Below are 22,092 nucleotides of genomic sequence, written 5' to 3'. Positions count from 1 at the left end.
GTCCGTCGAGCTGGACCGGCCATACGAGACAGTGCGGCAGAATGACGCCTGTGCAGGTTGACGTCCTCGGACCGTTGAGAGTGCGCGCCGATGATCAGGAGATCGATCTCGGCGGGCCGCGCAACCGCGCCCTCGTGGCTCGGCTGGCCCTCGACGCCGGACGCCCCGTTGCCGCAACGACGCTGATCGACGACCTGTGGGACCTCGACGTGCCGGCCGACGCGACGAACGCGCTCCAGTCGATCGTGTCCCGCACCCGCCGGCGCCTGCCTGCAGGGGCCCTCGAGTCGACCCCTGCGGGGTACGTCCTCCAGGACGCATCGGTTGACGCTGTCGAGTTCGAGCGCCTTGTGGCGGTGGGCCGGGCTGACGAGGCGCTGGCGCTGTGGCGTGGTGACGCGCTCGCCGATGTCGTCGAGTACCCGTTCGCGGCCTCGGCGGCGCACCGGCTCGGCGAGCTGCGCCTCGCCGCCGTCGAGACGAGCCTGCGCGACCGGGTCCGTTCGAGCGACGACCCGGCGGTCATCGCCGAGCTCGCCGATCTCACGACGGCGCACCCCTACCGGGACGGCTTCTGGGCGCTCTACCTGTCGGCGCTCGCCACCTGCGGCCGCGCCAACGAGGCACTGACCGCGTACGAGCGGCTGCGCGGCCTGCTCGCCGAGGAGCTGGGGTCAGACCCGTCGCCTGAGCTGCAGGAGCTGCACCTGTCGATCCTGCGTGGCGAGCACACCTCCCGCCGCAGTCATCCGGCCCTTCCATCCGCGCTGACGTCGTTCGTCGGGCGCGAGGGGGCGATCGCGGACCTGCAGGCGGCGCTCGTCGATCACCGGCTCGTGACGATCCTCGGACCCGGCGGTGCAGGCAAGACCCGGCTCGCGGTCGAGACCGCCCGAGCCGCGCTCGACCGCTTCGAGGACGTCTGGCTCACCGAGCTCGCCCCGGTGACCGGCGGCGACGGCATCCTGGAGGCGATCCTCTCGGCGATGGGCCTGCTCGAGGTGTCGGTGCTCGATCGCCCTTCCTCGGGGCCGCGGCCGGACGAGCGTACGCGCCTCATCGATGCGGTCCACGACGTCGAGGGCCTCCTGCTGCTCGACAACTGTGAGCACCTGATCGAGGCTGTCGCCGAGATCGCTGACGACGTCCTGGCCCACGCGCCCAAGCTGCGGATCCTCGCGACGAGCCGCGAGCCGTTGCGCATCATCGGTGAGTTCGGCTATCAGCTCAGTCCACTGACGATGCCCGACGCCGACGGTTCCATCGACGACGCCATGCAGCACAGCGCCGTCCAGCTGTTCGTGCTGCGGGCGCAGGCGGTCGATCAGTCGTTCGCGCTGACCGCCGAGACGCTGCCGGCGGTGCGGGAGATCTGCGTACGCCTCGACGGCCAGCCGCTCGCGATCGAGCTGGCCGCCGCGCGCCTCCGCACACTGACCGCCGGCCAGATCGCGGCCCGGCTGTCGGACCGGTTCCGGCTGCTCACGGGCGGCAGCCGTACGGCGTTGCCTCGCCACCGCACGCTGCGCGCGGTCGTCGAGTGGAGCTGGGACCTGCTCGACGACGCCGAGCGCGACCTTGCCGAGCGGCTCGCGGTGTTCCCAGGTGGTGTGACGGTCGAGAGCGCCGCCGCCGTGTCCCAGGCCGGTGAAGCGACCGAGGAGCTCCTCGAGTCCCTCGCTGACAAGTCGCTGCTGGTGCCGGTGCGTGGCGACACGCTCCGGTTCAGGATGCTCGAGACCCTTCGTGAGTACGGCGTCGAGCGACTGATCGAGCGGGGCGAGGCCCAGGCCGTACGCGATGCGCACCTGCGCCACTTCCTCGACGTCGCCGAGGCGCAGGGAGCCGAGCTCCGGGGCGGTGCCGGGCAGGTCGCCGCGGTCCGGAGCATCGACCTCGAACGGGCCAACATCATGGCGGCCCTGCGGTTCGCGATCGATCGTGGCGACCGTTCACACGCAGCCCGTATGGTCGCGGCGCTCTCTTGGTACTGGTCGATCCGCAGCCAGCACGTCGAGGCGTGCACGTGGGCCGATGCGGTCCTTGCACTGCCGGGGGAGGCCGACCCGGCGAGCGAGATCTGCATCGAGGCGCTGGCGCTGACCGGGATCCTGGTGATGGGGAGCCGGAGCTCGGATCGGCCAGTGCCCTGGCAGGGGCCGGTCGACCGCATCCTGGCGCTTTGGGATGCCCATCATCCCGAGCACCAGATGGTCGACGTCGTGCTGGCGACCATGGCGTTCTACCACGTCGTCGGCGACCGGGAGCTGCCGCGAGCGAAGGATCCGTGGACGCAGTCGATGATCAACCTGATGCAGCTCGTCCTGCTCGACAACGAGGGCCGGGTCAGCGAGATCGACGAGCTGCTGGAGCCGACGATCGTGGGGTTCCGTGAGCTCGGCGACCGCTGGGGCCTGGCGATGGCGCTGTCCCAGCAGGCGATGGTGCAGTCGCTCGACGCGAAGTACGAGGAGGCGCTGGCCACGTGGGAAGAGGCGATCCCGCTGCTCCAGGAGCTGGGCGCGGCCGAGGACTCGGAGTTCTCGCAGATGCAGGTCATGGGGCTGCGCGTGGCGACTGCCGAAGGCGAGGGTGTTGACGAGCTGCGCCAGGAGTTCATCGGCCTGCTCGCTGATGCCCGAAGGGACGGCAATCGCCGGTTCGAGCTCATCACGCAGATGGGCCTGGGGCACATCGAGCATGTCGCAGGCAACGACGAGGCCGCGATCGAGCGCCTCGAGGATGTCCTGGGAAACCTCGACCACGTCTCGGCGTTCGGCGGTGGGCAGATGGAAGCCATGTTGCGGGCCGGGCTGGCCGTGTCCCGAGCCTGTGCCGGCGACCTCGAGGGTGCGCGCACCGAGGTGGCGTACGCGGCAGGCCTGGCCATACGCACCCGCGACATGCCGGTCGTCTCACAGGTGGCGTCCGCGTCGGCGCTGCTCGCACACCTCGACGGTGATGACGAGCGGTCAGCGCGGGTGCTGGGTGCGTCCGAGGCCATACGCGGCCGTGCTGACCGTATGAACCCCGACGTCCGACGCCTCATCGAAGACCTGCTTACGTCGTTGGGCGCCGAGCGGTTCGAGGAGCTGCACGCCGAAGGGCGATCGCTCGTGCGTGACGAGGCGATCGCCCTGGCCCTCCCCGATGGAGCGGTGACCTAGGGCCCAGTCGCGGGTTGCGCGTGGGCCCCAGGTCACCGCCCCGAGGGTGATCAGGCCTTGGTGCGGTATGCCCTGACGGCCAGCGGTGCGAACACCGCGAGGATCAGGCCGGCCGTGCCGAGCGCGATGAACGCGTCCTCGGCGACGGGGCCGCCGGTGAGCAGCCCGCGCACAGCGTCCGTCAGGTGGGTCACCGGGTTGACGTTGACCCACGCCCGCAGCCAGCCGGGCATCGTGTCCGCCGAGGCGAACATGCTCGAGCCGAACGTCAGCGGGAACAGAGCCATGAAGCCGATGCCCTGCACCGAGCCGGCCTCACGGGAGACCATGCCGAGCCAGATCGAGATCCAGCACAGGCACCAGGCGAACACCAGCACGAGCAGGCAGGCGGCGAGCACCTCGACGATCGACGTGTTGGTCCGGAACCCGATGACGAACCCGGCGATCAGGCTGATGCCGATCGTGATGCTGTAGCGCAGGCACTCGGCGATCGTGGCGCCGACCAGGGGAGCGGACCGGGCGATCGGCAGCGACCGGAACCGGTCGAAGACGCCTTCCTTGATGTCCGTGTTGAGGTTGACGCCGATCGACACCGTGCTGAACAGCACGGTCTGGATCAAGATGCCGGGCAGCACGAACTGCAGGTAGTCGTGCGTCGAACCGGCGATCGCGCCTCCGAGGACGTACACGAAGATCAGCAGGAACAGCACAGGCTGCAGCGTCACGTCGAAGAACTGCTCGGGGTGACGCATCATCTTCTTGATCGAGCGGCCGGCGAGCGTCAGGGAGTGACGCATCCATGGCATCGACGACGCGGGCCGTTGCTCGATCGCGTCGGGGAGGGTGATGGTGGAAGTCATGAGACGGGCTCCTTGTCGAAGTCGGCTGGCGCCTCATCTGGGACGCCCTTGCCGGTGAGGGTGAAGAAGACCTCGTCGAGGCTCGGCAGCCGCAGGGCGATCTCCGTGACGGGGATGCCTCGGGCGGCCAGGTCGACGACGACGTCGGTGAAGTCCTTCTCGTCCTCGATCGGCGTCGTCAGCAGCCCACGGGTGGGCTCATCGACCGGTCGGCCGGTGATGCGGCTCAGGACGGCTCGGATGTCCGCGGTGTCGCGGACGTGGGTCGGGCGTACCTGGAGGGAGCGGCCGCCGACGATCTGCTTGAGCTCGGCGGCGGTGCCGTGGGCGATGACCTTGCCGAGATCGATCACGGTGATCGCATCGGCGAGGGCGTCGGCCTCCTCGAGGTACTGCGTGGTCAGCAGGACGCTGGTGCCTTCGGCGGTCAGCATGCGGACCAGGTTCCAGACGTCGTCGCGCTTGCTGGGGTCGAGGCCCGTGGTCGGCTCGTCGAGGAAGATCACCTCGGGCCGGCCGACCAGGCTCGCAGCGAGGTCGAGACGCCGCCGCATACCGCCGGAGTACGTCTTGATGCGACGGTCGGCGGCCTCGGTGAGCCCGAACTGGTCCAGCAGCTCCGTGGCGCGGGCGCGAGCGTCCGGCCGGCTGAAGTCGAGGAGACGAGCGAACAGCTCGAGGTTCTCTCGGCCGGTCAGCTGCTCGTCGACCGAGGCGTACTGCCCGGTGAGGCCGATCGAGCGGCGTACGGCGGTGGGATTGCGCAGGACGTCGTGGCCTGCGACGGTCGCGTGACCGGCGTCGGGCTGCAGCAGCGTCGCGAGGATGCGGACGGCAGTGGTCTTGCCCGCACCATTGGGACCGAGGACTCCGAGTACGGAGCCCTCGGGAACGGCAAGGTCGATGCCGTCGAGAGCGATGGTGTCGCCGTAGTGCTTCGTGAGCCCTTCGGCTTTGATGGCGTAGTTGGTCATGTCGACCATCGTGGTAGGCGCCGCTTGCAGGTCACTGTCATCTCGCTGGCGGCGCTGACAGCGGCTGACAGCCCCCGTATGCAACGTGACAGGTCTAGCCTGTGGGAATGAACGAGCCACATCTGATCGTGCTCTTCGGTGCCACCGGTGACCTGGCCCGTCGCAAGTTGCTGCCCGGCATCATGCATCTCCTCGAGTCCGACCTCGTGCCGGAGTCGCGGATCATCGGCGTCTCGCTCGACGACTTCGACGACGAGAGCTTCCGGGCCTTCGCGGAGAAGGCGTGCCGTGAGTTCACGACGCGCCCGCTCAACGACGCGCAGTGGGCCGAGTTCGCGGCCAAGCTGTCGTACGTCAACGTCAAGGCCGGCCCCGAGGCGCTGGCGAAGGCGGCATCGGCGCTGGAGGCCGAGCTCGGCGGCTCACCGCGCCGCCTCCACTACCTCAGCGTCCCGCCCAAGGCGGCGCTCGACGTCGTGCACACCCTCGACGCCGCCAACCTGGTCGAGCGCTCACGCATCATCATGGAGAAGCCGTTCGGCACCGACCTGGCCAGCGCCAAGTCGCTCAACTCCCAGCTGCACGAGGTGTTCGCCGAGGAGCAGATCTTCCGCATCGACCACTTCCTGGGCAAGGAGGCGGCGCTCAACATCCTCGCGTTCCGCTTCGCCAACGGCCTGTTCGAGCCGATCTGGAACCGCAACTTCATCGACCACGTGCAGATCGACGTGCCGGAGACGTTGTCGGTCGAGGGGCGGTCGGCGTTCTACGAGGGCACCGGCGCGTTCAAGGACATGGTCGTCACGCACCTGTTCCAGGTGCTGGCGTTCATGGCGATGGAGCCGCCGACGTCGCTCGACTCGGACTCGATCAGCGAGGAGAAGAACAAGGTCTTCCGCCAGATGCTGCCGCTCGACCCTCACCACGTCGTACGCGGGCAGTACCAGGGCTACCGCGACGAGGACGGGGTCGCCGCCGACTCCGAGACCGACACGTACGTTGCCCTCAAGGCTGAGATCGACAACTGGCGCTGGGCCGGCGTGCCGTTCTACCTGCGTACGGGCAAGAAGCTCGCCGAGGGTGCGCGGATCATCTCGATCGCGTTCCGCGAGCCACCCAAGAGCATGTTCCCGACCGGTTCCGGGGTCGGCCTCGCCGGGCCCGACCACCTGACGTTCGACCTCGCCGACTCGTCGAAGATGTCGCTGTCGTTCTACGGCAAGCGCCCGGGCCCGGGCATGCGGCTCGACAAGCTCAGCATGCAGTTCGCGATGCAGGAGACCGAGCGGGCCGGCGAGGTCCTTGAGGCGTACGAGCGACTGATCTACGACGCGATGCGGGGGGAGCGGACGCTGTTCACGACCGCCGAGGGCATCGAGCGGCTGTGGGAGATCTCCGAGCCGCTGCTCAACGACCCGCCACCGGTGCGGCCCTACGCCGGCGGCACGTGGGGCCCCAACGCGGTGCACCAGCTCATCGCGCCGCGCGCCTGGCGGCTGCCGTTCGAACGGACGTGGCGCCGGCCCAACAAGATGGCGGAGTAGCCGCCTAGTTGTGATGTCCAGGCAGGTTGTTGAGTCTGCTGATGGGCGTGCCGCTGATGGCGGAGTGGATCCTGTGGTGATTGTAGAAGTGGATCCAGCTGGGCAGTGCTGCGCGGCGTTCGGTTTCTGAGTCGTAGAAGCGGGCATAGGCCCAGCCGTCGGCCAGGGTGCGGTGGAAGCGTTCGATCTTGCCGTTGGTCTGAGGCCGATAGGGCCGGGTTCGTTTGTGCTTGATGCCGAGCTCAGCGCAGGCGTCGCGCCAGGCGAACGACCGGTAGCAGCTGCCGTTGTCGGACAACACTCGCTCGACGGTGACGCCCCGTTCGGCAAACCACGCGACGGCTCTTTCGAGGACCCCGACCGCGGTGACGGCCTTCTCGTCGGCGTGGATCTCGACATAGGCGACGCGCGAGTGGTCATCGATGACGGTGTGGAGGTAGGCGGTGCCGATCAGCGGCCGGTATTCATTGCCGCGCTGACCGGTGCGGAGGGCGGTCGCGATGCCGTTGGCGCGACTCTGCTGCCGGGTCAGGAACCGGTGGCCGCCGCCGTCGGGGATGTTGCCGAACTTGGTGACATCGACATGGATCATCGACCCGGGATGTGGATGTTCGTAGCGGCGGATCGGCTCGCCAGTGACCCGGTCGATGTGGCTGAGCCGGTTGAGCCGGCAGCGCACCAGCACGGCGTGAACCGTCGAGGCTGGGATGCCGAGCCGGCCACCAATCTGCACCGGTCCGAGCCGGTGGCGCCACCGCATCTGCACGATCCGACGCTGAAGATCTGGCGCCGTCTTCGCCGGGCAAGAATGTGGCCGCGAGGACCGGTCGACCATCCCGGCCGGCCCTTCGTCCCGGAACCGGGCCGCCCATTTGCGGGCCGTCACCGTGGAGACCATGAACATCTTCGCCGCCTCCGGCGGCGGCCAGCGATCCTCAACGATCAGTTTCGCGAGCCTCAAACGAGCACGCGGGGTCAGAGCAGCGTTAGCGTGGGACACGAAGGCCTCCTGTGTGCGGAGCGGTTACTAGACATCTCCACTCCACAACCGGAGGCCTTCGCCGTCCAGCAGATCAGGACCGTGTCACGAAACAACGTCCCTGGACATCACAACTAGCCCGGTCGCCGACCGCTCACGGCGACGGCCCTCGCGCTCAGGGTGAACGGCCCGGTGGGAGCCCCCAGGCGTTGGAAGCACCCGTCCCGGAGTCGCTCCAGCCGTTCGGCGTCGAGCGACGCGGCGTACGCGCCACCGGGTCCGACACCGAGCATGAACGGCTGCCAGTAGTCCTCGAAGTCCGCGTATTCGGTGCTCACCTCGAGCGATCGCGTCCGGATGTCGGTCAGCCCCGCGCGCTCCCACAGCTCGGAGAGCTGACGCTCGGTCGTGAACCGCATGGTGAGTGCCTCGTCGGGCGAGTCCGGGTCGACGTCACGCGCGGCGTCCCAGAACGTGCGCAGCATCGTCATGCCGTCTGCGTAGTCCCACGTGCATGCCGCGACCGTGCCGCCGGGACGCACGACGCGCATCATCTCGGCGACGCCGGCTCCCGGATCGGGCAGGAAGTTGAGCACGAGCTGTGACACGACGAGGTCGAACGTCGCGTCGATCCACGGCAGCTCGGCAGCGACCGCCCGGCGTACGTCTGCTCCCGGCACTCGCTCGGAGCAGGCCGCGACGAACGAGTCCGATGGGTCTGCGGCGGCCACGTGTGCCGGTCCGAGGCCGGTCGCGAGGACATGGGTCAGAGCGCCCGGCCCGCAGCCGACGTCCAGCGCGCGTTGGCCAGGTTCGCCGCCGGTGAACGACAGGAACGTGATCGCGAGCTGGTCGGAGTAGCGGCCCATGTAGCGGTCGTACGCATCGCGACTGGCGTCGAAGCTCATGGCTGCATTGACCCATCGAAAGGGGCCTTGGTCAAGACTCCCGGTCCCAGACCAACAGGTGCTCCCCGATGAGACGGGCGCCTTCCGACGGCGGGTGATCGGTGAGGCGGCCGTCGTGCATGAGGTGTCGCACCGACACGTCGGTCGTCAGGGCGACGACGTCGGCGACGATCCGCCGGTGGCATCGCCACCAGACGCTCTCGCTGCACATGACGACCGTACGACTGGCAGTCGCCGACGCCATGAGATCGGCGAGGCCGTCCTGGAACTCCGCGGTCCGGGTGTGTGCGGCGTACGCGCGGAACGCCGCGACCTGCCACCACGGATCGGCCGGTGGGCCAGGTGGGGCGGTGCGGCGCCCACCCAGCCGAACGTCCCACCGATAGCCGATGCCGTCCTCGGCGAGGCGGGCCTCGAGCGGCTCGCGGGCGACGTCGGGATTGCGCCGGCTGCCGGGGAACCGGCGGATGTCGAGGACCAGCTCGACGGAGGCCTCACGCAGCAGGGCGCCGACCTCCGACGCGTCGAGGCGGCCGTGCCCGACGGTCAGGAGCTCAGATTCGTGCGCCACGCGGTCAGGCTACGACGTGGTGCCGGCGTGCCGGCCAACCCGTGGGCGGCCGGCACGCCAGCGGTCAGACCGCGATCGGCTGCAGCTCGCCGGCCTGGGCCGCGTCACGGTGATCCCTGGAGTGCTGGGAGCTGATGAGCACCAGGCTCAGGATGGCGCCGGTGATCGCAAGTCCCGTGCCGACCAGGAACGCCGACTGGAAGCTCTCGGTGAGCCGCTCCGGGGGCGTGCCGGTGACATCGCCGAAGCGGCTGTTCGCCACGGCGACGAGGATCGCGAGCCCGAGTGCTCCGCCGACCTGCTGGGACGTGTTGATCAGTCCCGAGGCCAGTCCGGCGTCGTCCGGCTCGACGCCCGACACCGACGCGATCGTCAGCGGCACGAACGCGAAGCCGAGACCGAGAGCCGCCAGCAGCGACGGGAACAGCAGGTCGCCGAGGAACGTGCCGTCGGGGGAGACCCGCGAGAACCAGAACAGGCCACCGGCCACCAGCATCATGCCGCCCGCGAGGACGGGCTTGAAGCCGATGCGGGTCGTCAGGACCGACGCGAAGCCGGCCGAGACGATGATGCCTCCGGCCAGCGGCAGATAGGCCAGCCCGGCCTTGAGCGCGGAGTAGCCCAGCACCTGCTGCATGTAGAGCGACACGAAGAAGAACATCGAGAACAGCGACATCGCGACGAACACCGCGGTCAGGTTGGCGCCGGTCAGCGTCCGGTTGCGGAAGATCCGGAACGGCAGCAGCGGCTGCTTCCACACCCGCTCGATCGCGATGAACGCGGCGATCAGCACGAACGACAGGATGGCCAGGCTGATGGTCTTCGTCGAGCCCCAGCCGGAGTCGTTGGCGTCGACGATCGTGTAGACGAGCAGCGAGACGCCGGCCGTGACCGTGATGGCTCCGAAGATGTCGAACGAGCTGGCGGACTCGTCACGACTCTCGCCGAGCACCCGGAACGCGCCGTATGCCGCGAGGGCCGTGATCGGCACGTTGACGAACAGCACCCATTCCCAGCCGAGCGACTCGGTCAGGATGCCGCCCATGAGGACGCCGACGGCACCGCCGGAACCGGCGACTGCGCCCCAGACGCCGAGCGCCTTGTTGCGCTCGGAGCCCTCGGCGAACGAGGTCGTGAGGATCGCGAGCGCCGCGGGCGACAGCAGCGCCGCGCCCAGTCCCTGGACGACGCGGGCGGCGATCAGCTGTCCCTCGGACTGGCTGAAGCCACCAGCCAGCGAGGCGAGGCAGAACAGCAGGAGTCCGGCGATGAAGACTCGGCGGCGACCAAGGAGGTCGGCGACCCGGCCGCCCAGCAGAAGGAAACCGCCGAACACGAGGACGTACGAGTTGACGACCCAGGACAAGCTGTCCTGGTCGAGCTTGAGGTCGCTCCCGATCGAGGGGAGCGCAACATTGACGATCGAGGCGTCGAGAACGACGACGAACTGCGCCGCTGCGAGCAGTGCGAGGATCAAGCCCTTGCGCTCGGTTGAAACCGTGGACATACAACACTCCTGGAGCGTGAGAGAGGTTTGCAGAACCGGAACCTGAGGTCCGATTCCGCAACGATATGGAGTTGCGGTTCCGTTTGTCAACCCGTACTTTTGAGGTATGTCGATGACCGAGGAACGACCGCTGCGGGCTGACGCGCGCCGCAACCGCGAGGCGATCCTCAAGGCCGCTCGCCACATCTTCGCCAAGCACGGCTCCCAGGCGCAGATCGACGACGTCGCCAAGCGGGCCAAGGTCGGGGTCGGCACGGTCTATCGCCACTTCCCGACCAAGGAGGCGCTGTTCGAGGCGCTGGCACGCGACAAGTTCGACCGGCTCGCAGGCTTCGCCAACGAAGCGATGGAGATCGAGGACCCGTGGGAGTCGATCGTCACGTTCCTCAAGCGGGCCGCCGCGATGCAAGCGGCAGACCGGGCGCTGTCCGAGGTGTTCCGTGAGCACGGCGAGTTCATGCGCGACACGGCGCTGACCTGCGGACTGTCCGACCTGGGGGACCGGCTCGTGCAGCGCGCCCAGCAGGCCGGCGTGCTCCGCGACGACATCCGTGGCAATGACCTCGGCCTGATCAGCAGCTCGCTCGCCGGGCTCAGCGCGATGCCCATGTGGTCGTGGGAGCGCATGCTCGGCATCGCGCTCGACGGGCTGCGGCCCGAGGCGCAGCGAACCGAGCTCGCGGACTGAGTCAGCGGCCGGCCACGCACGCGTGACCGGCCTCCGACGTGTTGCGTCTCGCTCAGAACCCTTGCTGAGCTGACACCTCGCTCGCCAGCCGCGTCCACGACACGGTCGCGGCCGGCTCGCCCTGGGCATCCGACGCCACTGCTCCGCGGTCCACGACCCAACGCAGTCCGTCCTTGGTGGGATACCACGTCAGCGGCGAGGTCAGCCCCGTCGCAGTGTCGTCCATGCTCAGCGAGGTGAGGTCCTCGGACGAGGCCGGCGCCGGCTCGGTGGCCCGCTGGATCGCGCGTCGCATGATCCGGTCGACCGCCGGGACGTCGTCGAACAGGTCCGCGGCTCGCACGGCGTGGCCCGTGCGCTTGTCGATCACAGCCGCCGTCGACGTGTTCGTCGGAACAGCCCCACCGAAGTCGTTGACGACGTCGAACACGATCGACACCGCGTGCCCGGCCTGGGCGTCCGACCTCACCGTGATCGTCTGGGTGAGCTTGCGCGATGTCAGACCCAGGGCGCGAAGCTGTCGGCGATAGCCGTTGACCTCCGCGACGATCTTGGCGTTGGCGGCATCCATGACCTGCTTCTCCAGCTTCGGCGTCCCGCCGGTGACCACGACCAACGGGTAGTTGCTGGTGGCTTTCGTCCCGTCGATCGGCACGCTGTGCGGGGTGAACTCCGCCTTCAGTCGTACGTCCTCGTTCGCTCCGCCGTTGAACTTCACGACGTACGCGACCTCGGTGGTGCGAGGCGTGGACGTCCCGGGCTCGGAGCCGGGAATCGACGGCACGCCGCCGATCGCGACCGCGAATGCCGCTGCCGTCGCGACCATCGCGGCAATCGGCAGGGGCCGGATCCATCGAGAGGACCCGATGCGACGCACCGGGGCCAGGCGCTCGCGGCGCGGCTGCGGCTCGGCCAAGGGCGCGTACTGGTGCAGGTCGGACTGGTCGATCTGCTCCGACCGGGCGGTCAGGGCGGACACGAGGATGTCCTCGATCTCGTGGTCGGTGAAGTCGGTGTCGGTGCCAGGCATGTCAGTTCTCGTTTCTGGAGTCAGAGTGGAAGGGGGAGAGGCGGCGGTCAGTCATGGGGTCTCGCCGCCATGACCGATCGCAGTGCCGCGAGGCCGCGACTGCTGCTCGACTTGACCGTGCCCGCCGAGACGCCGAGGGTCTCGGCGACCTCGGCCTCGGACAGCGACGACCAGTAGCGCAGCACGAGGACCTCGCGCTGGCGCTGCGGCAGCGTGCCGAGCGCCTCGATCACGTCGCGATGCTCTTCGCTCAGCACCGCCGCTTCGTCGGCGCCGGGTGCCGTCGGGCTCAGCGGCGGGACGTACGACCGCGCGGTGCGGCGTCGTCGCAGCACGGACCGGGACGTGTTGACGACGCACGTACGCAGATAGGCCCGCATGGCGGCTTCTGTCTCGAGCCGGTCCCAGGCCTTGACCACGCCGGCGAACGCGTCCTGGACGACGTCCTCCGCAGTTGCGAGGTCATCGACGAGGAGCAGTGCGAGCCGGACCATGTGCAGCCGGTTGGCGCGGTAGAGCTCGTCGAGCGTCGGCAGCTCGGCCCGCGGTCGCGCGACCTCCATGCGCAATGGTGGCATCTCGCTCGGTGTTCGTTGTGGGCTGAGTGGCGTCGGTGTTCGGGAACGGAATGTCGGGATGGACACGTGATCCTCATCGGTCGTAGGGAAGAACCTTCATCCCTATAGACGTCCGGGGGCCGTCGAGGTTGCGAAGCCCTACGGCAGATCGCCGAGAAGTTTGCGTGCCTCGCGCGGCGTCATCGGCTCGCAGCCGTGTGCGACGGCCTCGGCGACGATGCGGTGCTCGTCCTTGAGCAGTCGCCAGCCTCGGCGTACGAGCACCCACGGTGACTTGCGACCCTCGCGCAGGTCACGGACGAGGCGCAACAGGAAGGTGATCACCCGGTGGCGGCGCAGGCAGATCGCGGCGTCGAGGATGCCGGCCTCGCGGCACGCGTCGACGATGACCGGGGCGAACAATCCCTCCGCGATGAACCGGCCGTCGGGCGCGGACAGCGTCTGGGTGCCGGTACGCCGGCTCGCTGCGATGTCGTAGACGGGGACCTCGACGGTGCCGGCGGCGCACAGCTCGGCGATCGTGCCTACTGCGTCGACCGAGCTCCACGACGCGGGATCGTCCCAGTCGACGATGCCGAGGCTCGAGCGCGGCATGTCCGGCTCGTCGATGTCGCGATAGAAGTCGTCGAGTCGGAGGACCGGCCAGCCGAGGCGTTCAGCCAGGTGAGACTTGCCGGACCCCGAAGGCCCGGCGAGGATGACGACGCCCACAGACTGCTCAGACCCCGATCGGGTGCCAGACCGTCTTGGTCTCGACGAAGGCCTCGAGGCGGGCGAGCGACGGCTCGGCGAGCCAGTCGACGGGTGCCGTGGGTGCACGCAGGACGCGCTTGAGGTTCTCTGCTCCAGCGACCTCGAGCGACGCGGCCAGCTCAGGGTCGTCGACGCCGGCGAGGTCGAGCGCGTTGACGTCCATGTGCGAGGCGAGCCACGGCGCGATCTCTGCTGGCCGGCCTGTGAGGATGTTGACGACTCCACCGGGCAGGTCGGAGGTTGCCATGCACTCCGACAGCGTCACCGCCGGCACCGGGAACTTCTCACTGGCGACGACGACGACGGTGTTGCCCGTGACGATCGCCGGCGCGATGACCGAGACGAGGCCGAGCAGCGGGCCGCTGGGCGCGACCGTCGCGACGACACCCGTCGGCTCGGGCGTGGAGAGGTTGAAGAACGGACCGGAGACCGGGTTGCCGTTGCCGAGCACCTGGACGTACTTGTCGGCCCATCCGGCGTACCAGACGACGCGGTCGATCGCGGCGTCGACGTACGTGGTCGCCTTCTTCTCGTTGAGCCCCTCGGAGGCGCGGAGCTGCTCGATGAACTGCTCGCGCCGGCCCTCCATGACCTCGGCGAGGCGGTAGATGACCTGGCCACGGTTGTAGGGCGTACGCGTGGACCAGCCGCCGAACGCCTTGCGGGCGGCAAGCACCGCGTCGCGGGCATCCTTGCGCGAGGCCAGCGCCATGTTGCCGAGGAAGCCACCCTTGGCGTCGACGGCCTCGAACGTACGGCCGGACTCCGAGCGCGGGAAGGCTCCACCGATGTAGAGCTTGTGCGTCTTGCGCACGTCGAGCCGAGTCATCAGTGAGCTCCCTGCAGGTAGGCGGCGAGGCCGTGGCGCCCGCCCTCGCGGCCGTAGCCCGACTCCTTGTAGCCGCCGAACGGCGACGCGGGGTCGAACTTGTTGAACGTGTTGGCCCAGACGACTCCGGCGCGCAGCTGGTTGGCCATCGACAGGATCCGCGAACCCTTCTCGGTCCAGACGCCGGCCGACAGACCGTAGGGCGTGTTGTTGGCCTTCTCGACCGCCTCTGCCGGGGTGCGGAACGTCAGGATCGACAGCACCGGGCCGAAGATCTCCTCGCGCGCGATGCGGTGCGCCTGGGTGACGCCGGTGAAGATCGTCGGCGCGAACCAGAAGCCGCTGTCGGGTATGTCGCACGGTGCCGACCAGCGCTCGGCACCCTCCGCGTCGCCCACGTCGGACAGCTCCTTGATGCGGGCGAGCTGCTCGGAGGAGTTGATCGCGCCGATGTCGGTGTTCTTGTCGAGCGGGTCGCCGAGACGCAGCGTCGACATGCGGCGCTTGAGCCTGTCGATGACCTCGTCGTAGACGCTCTCCTGGACCAGGAGGCGTGATCCGGCGCAGCACACGTGGCCCTGGTTGAAGAAGATGCCGCCGACGATGCCCTCGACCGCCTGGTCGAGCGGCGCGTCGTCGAACACGATGTTGGCAGCCTTGCCGCCGAGCTCGAGGGTGACCTTCTTGGACGTTCCCGCGATGGAGCGCGCGATGGCCTTGCCGACTGCGGTCGACCCCGTGAACGCGACCTTGTCGACGTCAGGGTGCTCGACCAGTGCCTGACCCGTCGGGCCGGCGCCGGTGATGATGTTGACGACGCCCGGAGGCAGCTCCGCCTGCTGGCAGACCTCGGCGAACAGCAGAGCCGTCAGGGGAGTGGTCTCGGCGGGCTTGAGGACCACGGTGTTGCCGGCGGCGAGCGCCGGGGCGATCTTCCAGGCCAGCATCATGATCGGGAAGTTCCACGGGATGACCTGACCTGCGACGCCGAGCGCCTTGGGGTCGGGGCCGAGACCGGCATGACCGAGCTTGTCGGCCCAGCCGGCGTAGTAGAAGAACCACTGCGAGACCAGCGGCAGGTCGACGTCGCGCGACTCCTTGATCGGCTTGCCGTTGTCGAGCGACTCGAGCACGGCGAACTCGCGGCTGCGCTCAGCCATGATGCGCGCGATGCGGTAGAGGTACTTGGCCCGCTCGCTGCCCGGCAGCTTGGACCAGACCTTGTCGTATGCCTGACGCGCGGCCTTGACGGCCCGGTCGACGTCGTCGGCGGTCGCCTCGGTGACCTCGGCGAGGACCTCCTCGGACGACGGGCTGATCGACTTGAACGAGCCACCCGTGCCGTCGACGAACTCGCCGCCGATGAACAACCCGTAGGAGCTCTTGATGTCGACGATCGCGCGCGACTCGGGAGCCGGTGCGTACTCAAACTTGGTCATGGCAATCAGTCCAACGTCACATAGTCGGGGCCGGAGTAGTGTCCGGTGGCAATCTTCTGGCGCTGCAGCAGCAGGTCATTGAGGAGCGAGGAAGCGCCGAACCGGAACCAGTCGGGGTCGAGCCAGTCCTCGCCGGCGATCTCGTTGACCATCACGAGGTACTTGATCGCGTCCTTCGAGGTCTTGATGCCGCCGGCGGGCTTGACGCCGACCTGCACCCCGGTCTCGGCACGGAAGTCGCGAACGGCTTCGAGCATCACGAGCGTGACCGGCAGGGTTGCGGCGGGCTGGACCTTGCCGGTGCTGGTCTTGATGAAGTCGGCGCCGGCCATCATCGCGAGCCACGACGCCTTGCGGACGTTGTCGTACGTCTGCAGCTCGCCGGTCTCGAAGATGACCTTGAGGTGGGCGTGGGAGCCGTCAGGGCGGGCGCACGCCTCCTTGGTCGCCACGATCTCGTCGAAGACCAGCTCGTAGTTGCCGGTCAGGAACGCTCCACGGTCGATGACCATGTCGATCTCGTCGGCCCCGGCCTCGACCGCGTCGCGCGTGTCAGCGAGCTTGATGTCGAGCGCGGCGCGACCCGACGGGAAGGCGGTGGCGACGCTGGCCACGTGGAGTCCCGAGTCGCCAAGCGTGTCCTTGGCGATCTTGACCATGTCGGGATAGACGCAGACCGCCGCAGCCGACGGGCAGGTCGGATCGGTGGGGTCGGGACGCATGGCCTTGTTGGCGAGCGCCCTGACCTTGCCGGGGGTGTCGGCGCCCTCGAGCGTCGTGAGGTCGACCATCGAGATCGCCAGGTCGATGGCCCAGGCCTTGGCGGTGGTCTTGATCGACCGGGTCCCAAGTCCGGCAGCGCGGGCCTCGAGCCCGACCTGGTCGACGCCCGGCAGGCCGCCGAGAGTCTTGCGCAGGGACGCGGTGGCGCCAGTCACGAATCCTCCTGAGTGCGGCCACGTCGTCGGGGCCACATCGTCAAGGTTAGTTCCTCGTTGGGCCGTCCGGCGAATGGCAAAGTGCCGTCCTCGGTGAGCCCACGCGTGAAACGGCGATTTCAACCCAATCTTCACCGATTCGACACGTTTCGTCTCCACCAAACCCGTTGACAAGGTTTCTCCGCCGGGGTGAGGTGTCCCTACTCCACCTGAGAATCTTCAGATTCCTCTCAGAGGTGATCGTCACGGGGGCGGTCACGGACTCGGGGCTCGAAAGGAACATCCGTGAAGTTCGCTTCTCGCCGTCTGCTCGCGACGGCCACCGCCGCCACCCTTCTGGCGGCTCCACTGCTCGTCACGACTCCAGCCGATGCGGCGGACGACGTGACCCTCAACCTGATCGGCATCAACGACTTCCACGGTCGCATCGACGCCAACACCGTCAAGTTCGCCGGCACCGTCGAGCAGCTTCGCCAGGACGGCGGCGACGCCAACTCGCTGCTGATCTCGGCGGGCGACAACGTCAGTGCCTCGCTGTTCGCGTCGGCCGTGCAGGGCGACATCCCCACGATTGACGTCCTCAACGACCTCGAGCTCGACGCCTCCGCGGTCGGCAACCACGAGTTCGACAAGGGTTACAACGACCTGGTCACCCGGCTCATGCCGGCCGCCGACTTCCCGTTCCTCGGCGCCAACGTCTTCAAGAAGGCCGATGGCAGCCGCGCGCTCGACGCCTACAAGATCTTCACGGTCCAGGGACTCGACGTCGCCGTGGTGGGTGCGGTGACCGAGGAGACCTCGGCGCTGGTGAGCCCCGCGGGCGTCGCCGAGCTCAACTTCACCGACCCCACTGACGCGATCAACGACACGGTCGACGACCTCGAGGCCCTCCCGGACGCGCCGGACGTCATCATTGCGTCGATCCACGAGGGCGCCCCGGACGGCGCTCAGACGTACGCGCAGAACATCGAGCACAGCGCGGTCTTCAAGAAGATCGCCGAGCAGACCGATCCGGCCGTCGACGCGATTTTCATGGGCCACACCCACAAGGCGTACGCCTTCGACGCCCCGATCCCGGGTGACCCGACCAAGACCCGCCCTCTGATCCAGACCGGCAACTACGGCGACAACGTCGGGCAGATCAAGCTGACGGTCGACGGCGACACCGGCGACGTGAAGTCGTACGTCCAGAAGAACGTCGCCCGCACCACGACCGCCGACAGCACCCTGACCGCCACGTTCCCCCGTGTCGCGGAGGTCAAGACCGACGTCGATGCCGCCCTGGCGTTCGCCGCGACGGTGGGCAACAAGCCGATCGGCTCGGTGACGGCGGACATCACGACGGCGTTCAGCGGCACCGCGCGCGACGACCGCGCGAGCGAGTCGACCCTCGGTCACCTCGTCGCCGACGCGCTGCTCTCGAAGGTCGAGGACACGCCCGCCGGTGCCGACATCGGCATCCTCAACCCCGGCGGCATGCGCGACGAGCTGCGTTACGCCGGCAACACCGCGTCCAACCCGGCCAACACCGACGGAGTCATCACGTATGCCGAGGCCAACTCGGTCCTGCCGTTCGTCAACGCCGTCAGCAGCGTGACGCTCTCGGGCGCCTCGCTCAAGAAGGTGCTGGAGCAGCAGTGGCAGCGTGATGCCAACGGCAACGTGCCGTCCCGCGCCTACCTGCAGCTGAGCGTCTCGAAGAACGTCACCTACACGTTCGATGCCACGCGCCCGGAGGGCGACCGCATCACCTCGGTGACGATCAACGGCAAGGCGCTCGATCCGGCGGCGAGCTACAAGGTCGCGACGTTCTCGTTCCTCGCGGCCGGCGGCGACAACTTCCGGGCCTTCACCGAGGGCAAGGCGGTTGACACCGGACTCGTCGACTACGAGGCCTGGATCGACTACCTGACGGGCAACTCGCCGGTCTCGCCGGACTTCGCTCGTCGTTCCCTCGCGGTCACGGGCCTCGCTTCGGGCTATGCCGCGGGCGGCCACGTCTCGGTGACGCTGCCCAAGCTCGACCTCACGTCGCTCGGGACACCGGCCACGACGTCGGTCGAGGCGACGCTCTACCCGGAGGGTGCCGACCCGATCGACCTCGGCACATTCCCGGCGAGCGGTGGTGCGGCGACGATCAGCTTCGACCTGCCCAAGGGCGTCGAAGGCACGACTCGCATCGGCATCAAGACGTCGCCGACCGGCACGACCGTCAAGCTTCCCGCGTTCGAGGTCGCGCCGCCGCTGTCGACCACGACACGCGTGACGGTTGACCCCAAGCCGAGTGCCCGCGAGCCGCTGGACATCGGCATCGACGTGGCGTCTGCGACGACGCCGACCGGCACGGTCACCGTGACCGATGGAGGCAAGGTCATCGGCTCGGCCGAGCTGGCTGACGGCTCCGCGACGGTCGTCGTGGGGGCCTACCAGCTGTCGCCGGGACGTCATCGTCTGCGGATCACGTACGAGGGCGATGCGGGCCATGTCGGTTCCTCCACGACGGTCGACATCATCGTCAGGAACAAGGCGTGAGGGCCCGGCGTATGCGTGCGGGTTCGCTGGCACGCCTGGCACTGGGAGTCGCGCTCGGCGGATCGGTCCTCATCGGATCGCCCGCGGGAGCCGCTCCAGCCGGTGACGAGGTCGTCATCAACGAGGTCTACGTCAACGGCGGCAGCGCCGGCGCGACCTACCTCAACAAGTTCGTCGAGCTCTACAACCCGACCGACCACGCGATCAGCGTCAACGGCTGGTCGGTCCAGTACCGCTCGGCGACCGGAACAGCTGCGTTCAGTGGGGTGACGGCGCTCGGGGACCGTCACCTCGAGCCGGGCGGCACGCTGCTCGTCAGTGGCAGCAGCAACGCCGCCAACGGAGCGCCGCTGCCGACGCCTGACGTCGCCGGCACGGTCAGCTTCGCGGGGGCGAGCGGCACGATCGCCTTGTCGAAGTCGACAAGCCCTCTCACGGGTCAGCCGTCGGCTGTCCTGGCCGACGACAATCTCGTCGACCTCATCGGATACGGCACGTCGAACACGTACGAGACTGCCGCCAAGGCCAGTGGCACGAGTGTCACCAGCTCGCTCAACCGCGCGGCTGGCGGTGCGGACAGCGACAACAACAGCACCGACTTCACGGCAGCGGCGCCGACGCCGGTGGCCTGTGGTGAGGCGTGCAATGGTGCCGGCGTCCCGGTCGAGCCCCCTGTCGAGCGGACGATCGCGCAGATCCAGGGCGACGGCGCCACGAGCCCCCTCGCGGGCAAGGACGTCATCACGCAGGGTGTCGTCACGGCGGTCTACAAGACCGGCGGCTTCAGCGGCGCCTACATCCAGACGCCGGGCACGGGCGGAGCCGTCGACCTGGCAACGCACACCGCGTCCGACGGGATCTTCGTGTTCTCCTCGGCGTTCGCCGCGGCGGTCGACAAGGGCGACCTCGTCGAGGTCACCGGCGGTGTCAGCGAGTTCAACGGCATGACCGAGATCAGCACGTCGACCGGCGGCTGGAAGGAGCTCGCGGGCCCGGCCGAGGAAGTGCAGCCGGCCACGGTCGACTTCCCGATGGGCGAGCCGCAGCGCGAGTCCCTCGAGGGCATGCTGCTCCTGCCGGAGGGCGACTACACGATCACCAACAACTTCACGACCAACCAGTACGCCGAGATCGGGCTGGCTTCGGGCGACACGGCACTGCCGACGCCCACCAATGTCGCGCGTCCCGGCTCCGCGGCGTACACCGAGACGGTCGCGGACAACAAGCGTCGCCTCGTCACGCTCGACGACGGGGCCAGCCTCAACTTCCTGTCCGCCGCCAACCAGGGCACACCGCTGCCCTGGCTGACCGCTGACAACGAGGTTCGAGTCGGTGCGCCGGTCGAGTTCGACGACCCGGTCGTCCTCGACTACCGCAACAACGCATGGAAGCTGCAGCCGACGCAGCAGCTTCTCGCCGGTGGCGATGAACCGGTGGCGATCGGCAACACGCGTGCCGCGGCACCAGAGGCGGTCGGCGGTGGCGTCAAGCTGGGCACGTTCAACGTGCTCAACTACTTCTCGACGACGGGCGAGGACTTCACCGGTGGGACGTGCAGCTACTTCAACGACCGCGCCGGCAACCACATCACGGTCAACTCCTGCACCAACAACGGGCCGCGCGGTGCGGCCGACGCGGCCAACCTGGCGCGGCAGCAGGCCAAGATCGTGTCGGCGATCAACACCCTCGACGCCGATGTGGTGTCCCTCGAGGAGATCGAGAACTCGGCAGCCGTCGGCCTCGACGATCGCGACGATGCGCTGCGTACGCTCACCGAGGCCCTCAACGCGGCAGCCGGTGAGCAGCGTTGGGCGTTCGTCCCGTCGCCTGCTGAGGTGCCGGAGGGTGAGGACGTCATCCGTACGGCGTTCATCTACCAGCCCGGGGTCGTCGAGACCGTCGGTGCCTCGCGGATCCTGATCGGCGCGAGCGCGTTCGACAATGCGCGCGAACCGCTCGGCCAGACGTTCCGTCCGGTGGGCGGGTCGGCAGACGATGACTTCGTGGTGATCGTCAACCACTTCAAGTCCAAGGGATCCGGCTCCGGTGCGGACGCCGACCAGGGCGACGGTCAGGGGGGCTCGAACTACTCCCGCACGCTGCAGGCTCACGCGCTCGTCGACTTCGCTGACGAGCTCAAGGCCGCGGCCGGCACCAACACGGTGTTCCTGACCGGCGACTTCAACGCGTACAACGAGGAAGACCCCGTCCAGATCATCGAGGACGCTGGCTACATCAACGTGCCGCGCGAGCTGACCGACAAAGAGACGTATCAGTTCGACGGCCAGATCGGCTCGCTCGACCACGTCTTCGCCTCGCAGGTGGGCTTCGCCAAGGTCACCGGTGCCGACATCTGGAACATCAACTCGTACGAGTCGCTGGCCCGGGAGTACAGCCGCTACAACTACAACGTGACGGACTTCTACCGTCCCGACCCCTATCGCGCCAGCGACCACGACCCGGAGATCGTCGGCTTCGATCCGGGACGCGTCGCCTCGAGCGTCGAGGTCACGTCGTGGACGCCGGCGGGCACCGGGCCGTACCGCAACCCGCCTGTGCTGCGGGCCAAGGTCACGGCGGACCTGCCCGTGGATGCGGGGGTCGTGAAGGTGTACGACGGCGCGACGCTCATCGGCACTGCCGATGTCGTCGACGGCGTCGCCGTGGTCTCCCTCGAGGGATTCCGTGGTGCCGGCCGGCACACGCTGACTGTCGTCTACAGCGGCGCTGAGGACATCGCGGGGTCCTCGGTCACGTACCGGACGCCGCCGGGCTGACTCACCGTCACGGACGGG

General features: G+C 68.6%; 17 protein-coding genes. 5 read left to right on the top strand and 12 right to left on the bottom strand.

The features are described from left to right. Positions 1 to 50 precede the first annotated feature (50 nt). Positions 51 to 3,167 (top strand): AfsR/SARP family transcriptional regulator, encoded by a 3,117-nt coding sequence (locus AC1DVU_RS18280; protein ID WP_476923898.1) that lies wholly within the window; start codon positions 51 to 53, stop codon positions 3,165 to 3,167. Positions 3,168 to 3,217: 50 nt separating this feature from the next. On the opposite strand, the gene AC1DVU_RS18275 is transcribed toward AC1DVU_RS18280, so the two are convergent. Next, the gene (locus AC1DVU_RS18275) at positions 3,218 to 4,027 is read right to left on the bottom strand and encodes an ABC transporter permease (protein ID WP_476923897.1); all 810 of its coding nucleotides are present in this window, start codon (positions 4,025 to 4,027) and stop codon (positions 3,218 to 3,220) included. After that, positions 4,024 to 5,001, bottom strand: a complete 978-nt coding sequence (locus tag AC1DVU_RS18270) for an ATP-binding cassette domain-containing protein (protein WP_476923896.1) — start codon at positions 4,999 to 5,001, stop codon at positions 4,024 to 4,026. The genes AC1DVU_RS18275 and AC1DVU_RS18270 overlap by 4 nt, the downstream gene beginning before the upstream one ends. 107 nt (positions 5,002 to 5,108) lie before the next feature. On the opposite strand from AC1DVU_RS18270, the gene zwf reads away from it, so the two are divergent. Further along, positions 5,109 to 6,545 carry a glucose-6-phosphate dehydrogenase gene (zwf, locus tag AC1DVU_RS18265; protein ID WP_476923895.1) on the top strand — a complete coding sequence of 479 codons (1,437 nt, stop codon included), beginning with the start codon at positions 5,109 to 5,111 and terminating at the stop codon, positions 6,543 to 6,545. Between the two features lie 4 nt (positions 6,546 to 6,549). On the opposite strand, the gene AC1DVU_RS18260 is transcribed toward zwf, so the two are convergent. The 4 genes from AC1DVU_RS18260 to AC1DVU_RS18245 all read right to left on the bottom strand — a co-directional run bounded on the left by AC1DVU_RS18260 (position 6,550) and on the right by AC1DVU_RS18245 (position 10,510). Continuing rightward, complete coding sequence (locus tag AC1DVU_RS18260; protein ID WP_476923894.1) at positions 6,550 to 7,545, bottom strand: IS481 family transposase; 996 nt, start codon at positions 7,543 to 7,545, stop codon at positions 6,550 to 6,552. A gap of 113 nt (positions 7,546 to 7,658) precedes the next feature. After that, entirely contained in the window at positions 7,659 to 8,432 is a 774-nt protein-coding gene (locus tag AC1DVU_RS18255) for a methyltransferase domain-containing protein (RefSeq protein WP_476923893.1), read from the bottom strand. A 31-nt stretch (positions 8,433 to 8,463) separates the two neighbouring features. Further along, complete coding sequence (locus AC1DVU_RS18250; RefSeq protein ID WP_476923892.1) at positions 8,464 to 9,003, bottom strand: DUF488 domain-containing protein; 540 nt, start codon at positions 9,001 to 9,003, stop codon at positions 8,464 to 8,466. Between the two features lie 64 nt (positions 9,004 to 9,067). Then, the gene (locus tag AC1DVU_RS18245; protein ID WP_476923891.1) at positions 9,068 to 10,510 is read right to left on the bottom strand and encodes an MFS transporter; all 1,443 of its coding nucleotides are present in this window, start codon (positions 10,508 to 10,510) and stop codon (positions 9,068 to 9,070) included. 112 nt (positions 10,511 to 10,622) lie between these two features. Here AC1DVU_RS18245 and AC1DVU_RS18240 point away from each other — a divergent pair, with 112 nt between their 5' ends. Further along, positions 10,623 to 11,198 carry a TetR/AcrR family transcriptional regulator gene (locus tag AC1DVU_RS18240; RefSeq protein ID WP_476923890.1) on the top strand — a complete coding sequence of 192 codons (576 nt, stop codon included), beginning with the start codon at positions 10,623 to 10,625 and terminating at the stop codon, positions 11,196 to 11,198. A gap of 52 nt (positions 11,199 to 11,250) precedes the next feature. Here AC1DVU_RS18240 and AC1DVU_RS18235 read toward each other — a convergent pair whose 3' ends face one another. The 6 genes from AC1DVU_RS18235 to deoC form a co-directional block, all read right to left on the bottom strand. Further along, the gene (locus tag AC1DVU_RS18235) at positions 11,251 to 12,228 is read right to left on the bottom strand and encodes a hypothetical protein (protein WP_476923889.1); all 978 of its coding nucleotides are present in this window, start codon (positions 12,226 to 12,228) and stop codon (positions 11,251 to 11,253) included. Between the two features lie 47 nt (positions 12,229 to 12,275). Continuing rightward, on the bottom strand, positions 12,276 to 12,791 hold the full coding sequence (locus AC1DVU_RS18230) for an RNA polymerase sigma factor (protein ID WP_476923888.1): 516 nt from the start codon (positions 12,789 to 12,791) through the stop codon (positions 12,276 to 12,278). 153 nt (positions 12,792 to 12,944) lie between these two features. Then, positions 12,945 to 13,517, bottom strand: a complete 573-nt coding sequence (locus tag AC1DVU_RS18225; RefSeq protein WP_476923887.1) for a uridine kinase family protein — start codon at positions 13,515 to 13,517, stop codon at positions 12,945 to 12,947. Between the two features lie 7 nt (positions 13,518 to 13,524). Continuing rightward, positions 13,525 to 14,388 carry an aldehyde dehydrogenase family protein gene (locus AC1DVU_RS18220; protein ID WP_476923886.1) on the bottom strand — a complete coding sequence of 288 codons (864 nt, stop codon included), beginning with the start codon at positions 14,386 to 14,388 and terminating at the stop codon, positions 13,525 to 13,527. Next, positions 14,388 to 15,827, bottom strand: coding sequence for an aldehyde dehydrogenase family protein (locus AC1DVU_RS18215; RefSeq protein ID WP_476923885.1), 1,440 nt, complete (start codon positions 15,825 to 15,827; stop codon positions 14,388 to 14,390). Before AC1DVU_RS18215 ends, AC1DVU_RS18220 begins: the two co-directional genes overlap by 1 nt. Before the next feature lie 5 nt (positions 15,828 to 15,832). Continuing rightward, a complete protein-coding gene (gene deoC / locus AC1DVU_RS18210) occupies positions 15,833 to 16,765 on the bottom strand; it encodes a deoxyribose-phosphate aldolase (RefSeq protein ID WP_476923884.1) in 933 nt (310 codons plus the stop codon). 285 nt (positions 16,766 to 17,050) lie between these two features. Here deoC and AC1DVU_RS18205 point away from each other — a divergent pair, with 285 nt between their 5' ends. Together AC1DVU_RS18205 and AC1DVU_RS18200 are read left to right on the top strand one after the other, a co-directional pair. Further along, on the top strand, positions 17,051 to 19,297 hold the full coding sequence (locus AC1DVU_RS18205) for a bifunctional metallophosphatase/5'-nucleotidase (RefSeq protein ID WP_476923883.1): 2,247 nt from the start codon (positions 17,051 to 17,053) through the stop codon (positions 19,295 to 19,297). Continuing rightward, the gene (locus tag AC1DVU_RS18200; protein ID WP_476923882.1) at positions 19,294 to 22,074 is read left to right on the top strand and encodes an ExeM/NucH family extracellular endonuclease; all 2,781 of its coding nucleotides are present in this window, start codon (positions 19,294 to 19,296) and stop codon (positions 22,072 to 22,074) included. The genes AC1DVU_RS18205 and AC1DVU_RS18200 overlap by 4 nt, the downstream gene beginning before the upstream one ends. The last annotated feature ends 18 nt before the right edge of the window (positions 22,075 to 22,092 follow it).

The sequence above is a fragment of the Aeromicrobium sp. P2_G6 genome, from assembly GCF_056403535.1.
Note: the sequence above shows the minus strand (reverse complement) of the source record. Positions and strands in the feature narration are given on the sequence as shown.